13 protein-coding genes are annotated in these 12,224 nt (G+C 63.8%); 11 read left to right on the top strand and 2 right to left on the bottom strand.

The features are described from left to right. Positions 1-5: 5 nt before the first annotated feature. The 7 genes from JW897_RS17165 to flgJ all read left to right on the top strand — a co-directional run bounded on the left by JW897_RS17165 (position 6) and on the right by flgJ (position 5,013). A complete protein-coding gene (locus JW897_RS17165; protein WP_205467033.1) occupies positions 6-698 on the top strand; it encodes an RNA polymerase sigma factor FliA in 693 nt (230 codons plus the stop codon). Between the two features lie 17 nt (positions 699-715). Then, the gene (gene motA, locus JW897_RS17160; protein ID WP_043633272.1) at positions 716-1,582 is read left to right on the top strand and encodes a flagellar motor stator protein MotA; all 867 of its coding nucleotides are present in this window, start codon (positions 716-718) and stop codon (positions 1,580-1,582) included. Between the two features lie 13 nt (positions 1,583-1,595). Then, positions 1,596-2,579 (top strand): flagellar motor protein MotB, encoded by a 984-nt coding sequence (locus JW897_RS17155; RefSeq protein WP_240352254.1) that lies wholly within the window; start codon positions 1,596-1,598, stop codon positions 2,577-2,579. 268 nt (positions 2,580-2,847) lie between these two features. Then, a complete protein-coding gene (locus tag JW897_RS17150) occupies positions 2,848-3,495 on the top strand; it encodes a Crp/Fnr family transcriptional regulator (RefSeq protein ID WP_231589337.1) in 648 nt (215 codons plus the stop codon). A gap of 125 nt (positions 3,496-3,620) precedes the next feature. Continuing rightward, positions 3,621-3,890 (top strand): flagellar biosynthesis anti-sigma factor FlgM, encoded by a 270-nt coding sequence (gene flgM / locus JW897_RS17145; protein ID WP_048415766.1) that lies wholly within the window; start codon positions 3,621-3,623, stop codon positions 3,888-3,890. Continuing rightward, complete coding sequence (flgN, locus tag JW897_RS17140) at positions 3,891-4,316, top strand: flagellar export chaperone FlgN (protein WP_048415767.1); 426 nt, start codon at positions 3,891-3,893, stop codon at positions 4,314-4,316. It begins immediately after the preceding gene. Then, positions 4,297-5,013: a flagellar assembly peptidoglycan hydrolase FlgJ gene (gene flgJ, locus JW897_RS17135; RefSeq protein WP_048415768.1), complete on the top strand. Its 717-nt coding sequence runs from the start codon at positions 4,297-4,299 to the stop codon at positions 5,011-5,013. Before flgN ends, flgJ begins: the two co-directional genes overlap by 20 nt. A 555-nt stretch (positions 5,014-5,568) precedes the next feature. Here flgJ and JW897_RS17130 read toward each other — a convergent pair. Beyond that, complete coding sequence (locus JW897_RS17130; RefSeq protein WP_048415810.1) at positions 5,569-5,976, bottom strand: VOC family protein; 408 nt, start codon at positions 5,974-5,976, stop codon at positions 5,569-5,571. A gap of 421 nt (positions 5,977-6,397) precedes the next feature. Here JW897_RS17130 and JW897_RS17125 point away from each other — a divergent pair, with 421 nt between their 5' ends. The 3 genes from JW897_RS17125 to JW897_RS17115 all read left to right on the top strand — a co-directional run bounded on the left by JW897_RS17125 (position 6,398) and on the right by JW897_RS17115 (position 9,042). Beyond that, positions 6,398-6,700, top strand: coding sequence for a hypothetical protein (locus JW897_RS17125; protein WP_205467031.1), 303 nt, complete (start codon positions 6,398-6,400; stop codon positions 6,698-6,700). 276 nt (positions 6,701-6,976) lie between these two features. Then, complete coding sequence (locus JW897_RS17120; protein ID WP_205467030.1) at positions 6,977-7,528, top strand: GNAT family N-acetyltransferase; 552 nt, start codon at positions 6,977-6,979, stop codon at positions 7,526-7,528. A gap of 188 nt (positions 7,529-7,716) precedes the next feature. After that, entirely contained in the window at positions 7,717-9,042 is a 1,326-nt protein-coding gene (locus tag JW897_RS17115; RefSeq protein WP_205467029.1) for a methyl-accepting chemotaxis protein, read from the top strand. 85 nt (positions 9,043-9,127) lie between these two features. On the opposite strand, the gene JW897_RS17110 is transcribed toward JW897_RS17115, so the two are convergent. Then, the gene (locus JW897_RS17110; protein WP_205467028.1) at positions 9,128-10,591 is read right to left on the bottom strand and encodes a hypothetical protein; all 1,464 of its coding nucleotides are present in this window, start codon (positions 10,589-10,591) and stop codon (positions 9,128-9,130) included. A gap of 296 nt (positions 10,592-10,887) precedes the next feature. Here JW897_RS17110 and JW897_RS17105 point away from each other — a divergent pair, with 296 nt between their 5' ends. Further along, positions 10,888-12,213, top strand: a complete 1,326-nt coding sequence (locus JW897_RS17105; protein ID WP_205467027.1) for an anaerobic C4-dicarboxylate transporter — start codon at positions 10,888-10,890, stop codon at positions 12,211-12,213. Positions 12,214-12,224: the final 11 nt, after the last annotated feature.

Here is a 12,224-nt window from a genome sequence, read left to right as displayed (position 1 = left end):
CCCCTATGTACGCCTGTTACGACGAAGCCCCGGCCAGCGCCGGCGGCGAAGCCGAGGCGCTGAGCCGGTACGCCCACCTGGTCAAGCGGGTGGCGCGCCAGCTGTCGTCCCAGGCCGGCGGCGTGTTCGACCGCGAAGACATGGAGCAGGTGGGGCTGATGGCCTTGCTGGAGAGCCTGCGCCGCTACGGCGAGCCGGACGACAAGTTCGCCGGCTTCGCCATTTTGCGCATCCGCGGCGCCATTCTCGACGAATTGCGCCGGCTGGACTGGCGGCCGCGCTCGGTGCGCCAGGAGGCCCACCGCGTGCGCGACGGCCTGCGCCTGCTCAGCCGCAAACTGGGGCGCGAGCCCAGCGAGGCCGAGGCGATGCAGCTGCTGGGCCTCAGCGCCGAGGCCTATCAGGAAGCGCTGCTGGCGGACAACGCCGAAGCGCTGTCCAGCTTCGACGAACTGATGGCCCAGGGGCTGGAGCCGGCGGCGGACGATAATCCGGAACAGCGGCTGGCGCTGAAAAGCGCCTTGACCGTGGCCTTGCAGGCGCTGAACCCGCGCGAGCAGCAAGTGATCCAGCTGTATTACGAATTTGAACTGAGCCTCAAGGAGATCGCGGCGGTGCTGGCGCTGACCGAAGCCCGCGTCTGCCAGATCAACAAGAGCGCTCTCAAAAAAATGCAGGCTCGCCTACAAGCGGCCTGAGTCCGAGGAAAGAAAACATGCAGCAATTATTCGGCATTCTGATCGTGCTGGTTTGTGTCTTTGGCGGCTTCATGCTGCATGGCGGCATCATGTCGGTGATCTGGCAGCCGGTGGAGCTGCTGATCATTTGCGGCGCCGCCGTCGGCGCCATCGTGCTGGGCAACCCGCAGCACGTGCTCACGGAAATGGGCGGCCAGATCAAACGCGTCGGCATGCGCAAGAAATACGACGCGGAATTCCAGCGCCAGCTGCTGCTGCTGATGTACGAATTGCTGATTACCGCCAGCCAGGGCCTGAAAGCGCTGGACGAACACGTGGAGGCCCCGCGTCAAAGCCCCTTGTTCAATCGCTACCCGCTGGTGCTGGAGGAACCCAAGCTGCTGGCCTTCATCGTGGACAACTTCCGGCTGATGGCGATGGGCAAGATCAACGCCCACGAACTGGAAAGCGTGCTGGATCAGGAACTGGACGCGATTCATGAAGAACTGAACCAGCCATCCAAGTCGCTGCACAAGATCGCCGAGGCGATGCCGGGCTTCGGCATCCTGGCCGCGGTGCTAGGCATCGTGATGGCGATGAACAGCGTCAGCCAGGGCGCCACCGCGGGCGAGATCAGCGAGAAAGTGGCCGCCGCCATGGTGGGCACCTTCATCGGCATCTTCTTCTGCTACGGCGTGCTGGACCCGCTGTCCAACATGATGCACCAGCTGGTCAAACAGGAGCTGTCCAACTACGAATCGGTGAAAGTGGTGTTGACCACCCACGTATCCGGCAAGCCGCCGCTGCTGGCCATCGACGCCGGCCGCCGCCTGGTGCAACTGAACACCAAGCCCAGCTTCTCTCAGCTGGAAACCTGGATCAACGCGCTGGAAGGCGTGAACTGAGCGGATGGCGGGCATGGCGAATAAACCCAGTCGCGAGCATGAAGCCGCGGTGATCAAGAAGGTGTCGCGCCGTCAGGATTCAGAAGGACACGGCGGCGCGTGGAAAGTGGCGTTCGCCGACTTCGTGCTGGCGCTGATGTGCCTGTTCCTGGTGCTGTGGGTGCTGGCCGCGCGCGATCAGGAAAACCTGCAGCAATTGTTGACCGCCGGCGGCGGCAGTCCGCTGAAGGCCGGCGGCTCGCGCAGCATCGAACACACTGGCACCCCGCCGGGCAGCCTGATCCCGCGCGACCCTATCCCGGGCCAGCCCACCACCACCACCAAGGCCGACTCCCTGCTGCAGGAAAGCAACAAGGTGGCCAAGAAAACCTTCGACGGCCAGGGCCAGCGCAGCCTGGACAGCGTGGCGGATCTGGAAAAGCTGGCCGGCTTGCTGGCCAAGATGAGCCGGGACGCCGGCCTGGCCAGCAATTTGCAGACCGTGGTCACGCCTTACGGTTTGCGGGTGATGCTGCACGATACCGACAATCAGGGCATGTTCGAGCGCGGCAGCGCCATCGTGGAACCGCGCTTCAAGCGCCTGCTGCACGATATGGGCGATATGTTCAGCCATATCGACAATCAATTGCTGATTGTCGGACACACGGACGCCGCGCAATACCGCACCGCCGGCTTCGGTTCGTTTTCGAACTGGGGCTTGTCCAGCAACCGCGCGATGGCGGCGCGGCTGCACCTGCTGGAAGGCGGCATGAACGCCGCCGGCATCCTGCAAGTGGTGGGCATGGCCGACCGCGCGCCGCTGGACGCCGCGCATCCGCTGGCCGCTTACAACCGCCGCATCGAGCTCTTGGTGATGACCAGCAAGCAGGCGCAGGCGGTGGTGGCCATGTTCGGGCCGCCGGGGCAGAGCGGCAATCGCGAGACCAGTGTTGTAAGTTCGCCACTACAGAAATCCGATCTGGATAGCGCGCTGCAAGATGGCCTAACTCCCCGCTGAACTTTTATTTTTTTGGGTTCAAAACAAAAGCCTGATTCGTTTCAGGCTTTTTTTATGTGTGTTTTTTCACACTTTTGTTAACTGCTAATATTATAATCCGCACCTGATTAATAAAAATCCGAGCGAAAGACTTGGATGATGTTGACAAAAAAAGACGCCAAAAGGCGGCAAACATCTGCGGGAAAGTCGATTCAATCGCAAGACTATCGGGGACGACGTGGTCATGAATGAAAACCACAATATCAAAGCCTTGTTAAGAGGCACACATTTGTTCGGACATCTGGACAACGACAAACTGGACAAAGCGCTGGAACTGGCCGAAAGCCGCCGCCTGAGCAAGGGCGAGGTGCTGTACAACGAAGGCGACAGCGCCAACGAGGTCTATCTGCTGGCCAGCGGTTGCATGCAAGTCTTTGTTTCGGATGGACTCAGCAAGAAATACATTTTGCAAATCTGCGCTTCCGGGGAGCTGATCGGCATGGTCGGCTTCATCGACAGCGGCGAGCGCAGCTCCAATTGCGCGGCGGACGAGGACAGCCACCTGCTGGTGTTCAGCCGCGACAGCCTGATGCAGCTGTTCGATACCGAAGACGGCCTGCCGCACAGCCCGGAAGCCCGCACCCGCATCATGTGCCACCTGGTGCAAGTGGTGCGCCGCATGTCCACCAAGGCCAAGAACCTGGCGCTGATGGACGTGTACGGTCGCGTGCGCATCCTGATCAACCAGATGCTGGAAGAGCAGGACGGCGATGAGATGGTGCTGAAAAAGCAGCTGACCCAGCAGGAAATCGCCGACCAGATCGGCTCCTCCCGCGAGATGGTGGCGCGCATCCTGAAGGAACTGGTGTTTGGCCGTTATATCCGTCTGGAAAACCGCCGCATTGTCGTTCTGAAAATGTTACCGGTAAATTTTTAAGTTTTTTTCCAGACTGTCGCCTTGAAGGGGTGAGGGCGGGCCGCGAGGCCCGCTCCGAGCGGTCGCGCAACGCGGCATCAGGCGCCGCGCCGCTCGCACAGCCAACCCAGACGGATTTCTAAACTATGCAAATCAACTCGACCTCGTCGCAACGCCGCGAACTGGCGGTCGGCGGCCAGAGCGCCGCCGCGGAAACGCCGGCCCGCGCGCCCGCGGCCGTCGCCGCGCCCGCCGCGAGCCAGGACATGGCGCCGGCGGTGGCGGAGCTGCGCGCGCTGCCGGACATCGACATGAAACGGGTGGAAGAAGTGCGCGCCGCGCTGGCGCGCGGCGAAGTGCGCTTCGACGCCGCCCGGCTGGCCGACCTGGTGGAGCAATATCACCGGAGCCGCTGAATGAACCGCGAGCAAGCCTTCAAACAACTGCTGGCCACCGTGGGGCAGGATCTGCAAGGCTACGGCCAGCTGGAGCAACTGCTGGAACAGCAGTTCGCCGCCGCGCTGGCGCACCAGGCCGACGAACTGCGGCAATTGGGTTCGGACATCGTCGCCCAGTGCGACGCCCTGCAGGCCAGCCGCGACCAGCGGCTGCAACTGGCCGGCCAATTGCTGGGCACGGGCCGCGCCGCCTCGATGGACGCGGTGCTCAAGCTCTTGCCCGCCGCCGCGGAACAAGCCTGCCGCCAGCGCTGGAACGCGCTGGTGGAGCAGATCCGCCTGTGCCAGACCCTGAACCTGCGCAACGGCCAGCTGCTGCAACAGCAGCAGGATCTGATGAACCGCGTGCTGAATGGAGACAGCGATGTTTACTGTGCGCAATGACATCGGCGCCGGGCCGGACTTCGGCGCCGACGCCGTCGCCCTGCCGCTGATAGGCCAGGGCGGCGGGGACGGCGAGCGTTTCGCCGACCAATGGAGCGGCCAGCTGCACAGCGAGGTGCGCGACTTCATCGAGAACGGCTCGGACAGCTGGGCCAGCCTGTCGCCGGAAGGCGCCTGGGCGCGCCAGCGCGTCCAGGACGCCACGCTGGGCGGCAGCATGCCCTACGGCGCGGACCAGCAAGCCTTTCTCGACAGCATCGCGCCTTACGCGCAACAAGCCGCCGCCAAGCTGGGCGTGGCGCCGGAACTGGTGGCCGCTCACGCGGCGCTGGAATCCGGCTGGGGCCAGCGTCCGCTGACCCGCGCCGACGGCGGCAGCAATCACAATCTGTTCGGCATCAAGGCCGGCAAGGGCTGGCAGGGCGAAGTCACCCGCGCGCTGACCACCGAGCACGTGGACGGCCGCGACGTGAAGCGGACCGAAAGCTTCCGCGCCTACTCCGGCTTGCAGGACGCGTTCGCCGATTACGCGCAGCTGCTGGCCGGCAACCCGCGCTACCGCGGCGCGCTGGGCGTGGGCGGCAACGCCCAGGCCTTCGCCCAGGCGCTGGCCCAGGGCGGTTACGCCACGGATCCGGGCTACGCGGACAAACTGCGGAAAGTGGCGGCGGGCATTCAGGCGCGCAAGCCGCTCTGAAGACCGGGTCCACGCCACAAAGCCCCTGAATGCGCTCGCCGCTTCAGGGGTTTTTTATTTTCGCGGCGCGGGGCCGGCGGCGCAGCGAAGCGCCGTCATTGACGATATTTAATACCATTTCAATGCCAGTTTGAATTTCGGCATTTACTCCAAACGATTGTTTGAATTAAGGCGATCGCCGCGCTTAAGCGCGAGACGGATTAAGCGGCCTATTATCGAAACGATTTGGCTTAGAGTATTTATGTCTAAATAAAAAAATCAAAACCAGTAATATTTAAGACCGCTCGCGGGAACCCGCCGCATGGCAGGCGGCGGCCAGGATCCAGCGCTTGCGGCGCGGCCGGGTTTCGCGGCGAGGACGCGACGCGGCGCTCACCGCGTCGCGCGCCGCGCAGCAGATTTTGAACAGGTTCTAAGAACGCGTTTACGATCTCGCGAGCTAAAGCGAGACAAGGCGAAAACGGCTGAGAAAGCGGAATGTACACATGGTACATGAGCATTTCGAAGTTGTTTTCAACGCCGTATCGCCGACGCACAGCAGATCGTAAACAGGTTCTAAGGGGAGGGCGGTCCCTTCAGCTCCACGACATTGCCTTCCGGGTCCTGCAGATACAGCGAGGGGCCGTCGCCCTCGGCGCCGTAGCGCTGGGCGGTTTCTCCGGCGCTGAGACCGTGTTGCGCCAGGTGGGCGCGGATCGCGTCTTCGTCGAAAGGCTCGACGCGGAAACAGAAGTGGTCCAGGTTGCGGCCCTCCGCCGCCGGCGCGCGGCCGCCGGCTCGGCCCAGCGGCCCGTCCACCGGCACCAGATCCAGCAGCGAATGGCCGGCGCGCAGCTGCACCAGCCCCAGGTCCTCGCGCCGGCGTTCCACGGTGCAACCCAGCACCTCGCCGTAAAAACGCTCCATCTTGGCCAGATCGCTGACGCGCAGCACGATATGGTCGATCTCCCGAATGGCAATCATGACGACTCCTTAGCTCAATGGCATTTTGTCTTGTATTTGTCATGATGCGTCCGGCGCGCGGATTTGCAAGCCGACGCCGGAATTGTATTTCTCAATGTCGGCGATAGCCTGCGGAGCCTGTTCAAAGCCTCGCGAGCAGCGCTCAGCGCGCGAGGCTTTGGGAAGCGTTGCGGGTCTGGAACGGTTTCTCAGAGCCTGTTCAAAGTCTTGCGAGCAAGGGCGAGACAAGGCGAAAACTAGCGAAAAAGCGGAATGTACGTGTGGTACATGAGCATTTTGAGCTTGTTTTTAACGCCGTATCGCTGAAGCGCAGCAGACTTGGAGCAGGTTCTAAGTGTTTTCCGGTTTTGCCGGCTCAGGAGCTCGACGCTATATCGCTAATAGCGGGCGGACCCGCCCGCGCAGGCAGAAAGGACGGAAGATGAAGGTTTCGGAATTCTTGCAGGACGGCTTCGGCAGCTTTTCCGCCACGCGGCTGGCCTTCTTGCTGTGGGCGGTGGGCGTGTTGCTGGTCTGGGCGTACACCTCGATCCTGAAGGGTTCGCCGTCCTTGCCGATAGACAACTCGGTGATCGTGGTGCTGGGCATTCTGATGACCGGCAAGGTGACCCAGAGCTTCAGCCCCGGCGACAGCCCGCAAATCCAGGCCGCCAGCGCGTCGGCCCAGGTCGCTCCCCAAGCGGCGCCGGCGGCGCCTACCGGCAGCCCGGCCTTGAACACCTGAGCGCCGGCTGTCTATCCGGCGCAGGGCGGCGGGGCCAGGCCTTGCGGCCGAGGCAGCGGGCGGCGCGCGCACTTGGTCAGTTCGACGGCGCGCCCGCCGCGCCGCCGTTCGCAAACGGATTTGGAGCCGGCAGAGGGCTTGCTGCCCGCATATCGGCTTTCTATTGGCGTGCTTTCTTCTAGAATGGAGTGCGGTCTCCCGCTGTACACAATAAAGCGCGGCCGGGTCCATTTCGCTTGCAGGCGCGGGCCGGTCGCCCCATTACTGGTGCTCGTGATGAATGTGATAACCCCGCCGTCCATCGATCTGCAGGGCTTCAGCCTGCGCCCGATGGAAATGCTGGATATTCCGGACTGGTACGACTATCTGCGGCTGCCCGAAGTGGCGCCGCATCTGCGCTGGGAACTGCAATCGGCGGCGGATCTGGCGCCCCTGGTGCAGGCTTATCGCTCCGAGGAGCCGGGCGCGCCGCTGCGGCTGGCCATCGTAGACGACGATTCGGGCGGCCTGGCCGGTTCGGTCGGTTTCGACGCCGTCTGGGCTGAGGACCGCAGCGCGGAAATCAATTTCGACCTGGCGCCGGCCTATTGGGGACGGGGGCTGGGGCAGGCCGCCTGTCAGGCGGTCACGGCCTGGGCGTTTGCCGGCTGCCGGCTGTACCGGGTGCAGGCGGTGGCGCGCGACGGCAACCGGCGCGCCGAGCGGCTGCTGCGCGGCTGCGGCTTCCAGTACGAGGGCCTGTTGCGCGCTTACCGCCAGGTGCGCGGCGAGCCGGGAGATTTCAAGATGTTTGCGCGGCTGAGCACCGATCCGGACGCGGCGACCTGAGCGCCGCGCCCGCGCCCTGGTTTACGCCGCCGCAAGGCGGCTTGTTTTTTGGAGCGGCCCGGTATTTCGGCCATTGCGGGGCGGTAGGTGTTTTTACGGTTTGACATTGGCATGAGCGGCTTTGTAAATAAAGAGTGGAAGAAGAGCGCCGACGGCAAGGACGATGACTCGAGCGGAAAGGTTGCTGCATGTTCAATACGGGGTTGAAGCGCAAACTGCAGGATACGGTGGCGGAGCTGCATAAACAGCAGGGCGTGTTGCAGGCGATAGACCGCTCGATGGCGGTGATAGAGTTTTCGCCGGACGGCGTGGTGCGCTCCGCCAACGCCAATTTCGAAGCGGTGATGGGCTACCGCGCCAGCGAGGTGATAGGCCAGCACCACCGGCTGTTCTGCCCGGCGGACTATGTGAACAGCGTCGAGTACGCCACCTTCTGGAGCCGGCTGAAGCAGGGGCATTTCGTCAGCGACCGCTTCAAGCGGGTGACCAAGGACGGCGACATCGTGTGGCTGGAAGCCAGCTACAACCCGGTGCGCGACGAGTCCGGCCAGGTGACGGCGGTGGTCAAGTTCGCGCTGGACGTGACCAAGTCGGTGCAAACCGAGCTGGAGGCGCGCAACACCATGAAGGCGGTCAGCCGTTCGATGGCGGTGATCGAGTTCTCCATCGACGGCATCGTGCTGCGCGCCAACAGCAACTTCCTGAACACGGTGGGCTACGGCGAGCAGGAAATCATCGGCCAGCATCACCGGATCTTCTGTCAGCCGGAGTTCGTCAACAGCCCGGCTTACACCGAGTTGTGGCAGCGGCTGAACCAGGGCGCCTTCATCGCCGGCAAGTTCGAGCGCCGCGACAAGCAGGGCCGCTCCATCTGGCTGGAGGCCAGCTACAACCCCATCGTCAACGACGAGGGCGAAGTCTACAAAGTGATCAAGTTCGCGCTGGACATCACCGATGAGGAAGAGGCGGCGCAGCGCGACCTGCACCTGGTGAAGGAGGCGCACCGCCTGTCCGCCGCGTCGGACGCGGCCTCGTCCGACGGCCTGGCGGTGATCAAGGACACCATAGGCGAGATGAGTCTGATCGCGGACAGCGCCGAGCGCTCGGTCAAGATCATCGAGGATCTGGACTCCAAGACCTTGCGCATCACCTCCATCGTCAACACCATCCACGAGATCGCGGACCAGACCAATCTGTTGGCGCTGAACGCCGCCATCGAGGCGGCGCGCGCCGGCGAGCAGGGGCGAGGCTTCGCGGTGGTGGCGGACGAGGTGCGCAAGCTGGCCGAGCGCACCAACGCGTCCACCAAGGAGGTGGCCGGCATGATAGACGACATCCGCAACGGCACCTCGTCCGCCAGCGAGAGCATCCATGAAATGCAGGTCAAGGCGCGGATGGGCGAGGAGCACGCCGGCGTGGCTAGCACCTCCATCGACCAGATCCGCAGCAGCACCGCCCAGCTGAGCGAGGTGGTCAGCCATTTTTCCGCGGTGCAGGGGCAGAAAACCACTTAAGGGCGGCTTCGCCGATCGTCGCCGTCCGCGGCGTCAGAACGCCCATCCTCCGTTTGGAGGATGGACGTTTTCAGGCCTTACGCGCTTATTTCGCGTCGTCGGCGATGGACCACAGGAACTCGGTTTGCAGATTGCCCTTGAACATCGGCGCATTGCGCGGGACGTAGAAGTTGGTGGCGTAGCCTATCGGCTTGACCGTGCTGTCCATGTTCACCGAGGCGCCGGAGTGGCAGGTCATGCAATTGCTCTGGATGCCCAGCGTGCCTTTGAAGGTGGTCTTGGTCTTGGGGTTGTAGATGCCCACGTTGACTGGCGGCGGGGGCTGGAAGACGCGGCTGCCGAAGCCGGCCTCCAGATAGGGGTTGTACACCGTGACCGGCGAGCCGACGCTCCTGCCGCCGTTGACCGGCTGGTTGGGCGCCACCATCTGGTAGCCGATGGACATCGCGTAATGCGCCGCCGGCCAGGGCAGTTGCGACGGGCGCGCCTGAGCCACGGCGACGGAGCTGGGCAGCGGCGGCTTGGCCGGAGCCGGCGTCCAGAAGAAGGTTTGCCAAGTCCATTCCGTCATCTCTCGCGAAGTGACGTGCATCGCCATCAGAATCAGGGTGTCGCCGGGCTCCACCGGCTGTTTCAACTGTTTTTGCGCCAGGCTGGAAAACAGCGCGGCGTTGGCGGCGGTGATGGGGATGCGGATGAAGTCGCCCAGGCCGAAGGTATTGGCGGCGCTGGGGCGGCTACAGGAAGGATCCACGCTCTGAGCCCCGGAACGGCCCGGGTTCTTGGCGTCGATGTAGACGCAGCCGGGCCAGGCTTCTTCCGGGAAGCCGCCGCTTTGCATCGCCGGCGTCGGCTTGGGCGTGCCGGGCCAGGCCGGCATCACGTACAAGGAGGTGCCCGGAATCATATTGGCCTTGTTGACCAGCTTGTATACCGGCTTGACGGTGACGGCGGTGCTTGGAAAGGCGGGAATCGACGCGTTGCCGGCCTGGTAGAGCTTGCTCAGCGCCGCCTTGGAAAACAGCTGGTTCTTGCTGGCGAAGGCGGCGGCGCTTGGGTCGTAGCCCACCATTTCAAACGAGGAGGTGTCGCGCACGCCGCGGGCGGATTGATCCTGGCTTTGGCTCAGCGCCTCCAGCCGCGCCTGCAGCTTCTCCATGAAGCCGGGAATGCGCATGAACTGGCGCGGCACGCGCAGCCGCATCTGGCGCGGAGCCGCCGCCAAGGCCGATGCGGCGTTGGCTTCCGCATCCGCGGGCAGGGCGGCCACTTCCTCGGGCGTCAGCCAGGTCAGGTAGACCGGCGCGTTGGCGAGCCCGTACTCGGTCTGGCCGCTGGGCGTGGTCAGCGCGGCCCACAAGCCCCAGCCGTGGCGGTGGAGATTGCGGACATGGGCGGCGCTGGGCTGGTTGATCCACTGCATCAGCGTGGACTCCGGTTCCGGGAAGTTGTAGCCGGGAATGCCGGGATTGGGCAGCGGCACCGGTTGCGCGGCGGCGTAGCCTGTCAGCAGCAGGCCGGCGAGCATGGACAATTTATGGCGTTGCATCACGAGGTCTCCAAACGTGGTTTTCAACTGGGCGGGGAGGCCGCGGGCCTCTTGCCCTGTCTCTTGCGTCAACTCGACATGCGCAAGCCGCATGCAGCCCAGTTATAGTCATACGGAATATCGTGATTAGCCGTTATTAAGGTCAGTGGCGCAGGCGGTCAGGCTTGAAAATAGTCGGTTTTCAATGCCAATGGTCTGTTTTGAAATCGTTGTGATCCGGACTTGATCAAGGTCTATTAGCCGATGCTGTTAATCCCCTATAACAGCGGAAAACAATGGCTAATAGGGACAAGATCATGTGGGTTTTCTGGATACAATTCGCGCTGCTGCTGACGGCGATACTGATGGGCATACGCCGCGGCGGCGTGGCCCTGGGCATGATAGGCGGGCTGGGCGTGGCGGTGCTGTGCTTCGTGTTCCGTGTGGCGCCGGCGGAGCCGCCCATCACCGTGATGCTGATCATTCTGGCGGTGGTCACCGCCTCGGCCACGCTGCAAGTGGCCGGCGGCCTGGACTTCCTGGTGCAGCAGGCGGAACGGCTGATGCGCCGCCATCCGCAGCAAATCACCTTCCTGGCGCCGCTGTCCACCTTTCTGCTCACCATGTGCGTGGGCACCGGGCATGCGGTGTACTCGCTGCTGCCGGTGATCGCCGACGTCTCGCTGAAAACCCGCATCCGGCCGGAGCGGCCGATGGCGATGGCCAGCGTGGCCTCGCAAATGGGCATCACCGCCAGCCCGGCGGCGGCGGCGGTGACCTCGCTGCTGGCGATGACCGCCCACAGCGGCCAGCCGCTGACCCTGTGGCAAATCCTGATGGTGACCGCGCCGTCCGGCCTGCTGGGCGTGCTGGCCGCCGCCTGCTGGAGCCTGCGCCGCGGCGTGGAGCTGGACCGCGATCCGGAATTCCTGGCCCGGATGCAAGAGCCGAGCTTCCGCGCCTCGGTGGAAAAATCCGTCACCACGCTGGACAAGACGCTGCCAGCGGCGGCGCGGCAATCGGTGGCGCTGTTCTTCTCCGGCATCTTGCTCATCGTGCTGCTGGCGCTGTTTCCGCAATGGCTGCCGGTCAGCCAGGGCAAGCCGGTGCCGATGACCACGGTGGTGCAGTTCGTGATGCTGGCCTTCGGCGCCTTCATCCTGTTTCGTTCCAACGCCAAGGCGGCGGTCATCGCCCGTTCCGAGGTGTTCACCGCCGGCATGATCGCCGTGGTGTCCATCTTCGGCATCGCCTGGATGAGCGACACCTTCGTCAAGGCCAACGAGCCGCTGCTGGTGGCCAATATCAAGGCCATGGTGGCCTACGCGCCGTGGACCTTCGCGCTGGCGATGTTCGCGGTGTCCGCCTTCGTCAAGAGCCAGGCCGCCACGCTCACCATCATGGTGCCTTTCGGCCTGGCGCTGGGCCTGAGCCCGCACCAGCTGCTGGCCATCATGCCTTCTTGCTACGCCTATTTCTTCTTCGCCTTTTATCCCAGCGACCTGGCGGCCATCAATATGGACCGCAGCGGCACCACCCGCATCGGCAAATACCTGCTCAACCACAGCTTCATGATGCCGGGGCTGATCGGGGTGGGGGTGTCCACGCTGGCGGCGTACGGATTGACGCATTTGTACTTCTAAGTGAGGAAAGC

Origin of the sequence: Chromobacterium alkanivorans (assembly GCF_016937655.1) — a bacterium.
Classification (GTDB): domain Bacteria; phylum Pseudomonadota; class Gammaproteobacteria; order Burkholderiales; family Chromobacteriaceae; genus Chromobacterium; species Chromobacterium alkanivorans.
This window is presented reverse-complemented; position numbering and strand designations above follow the sequence as displayed.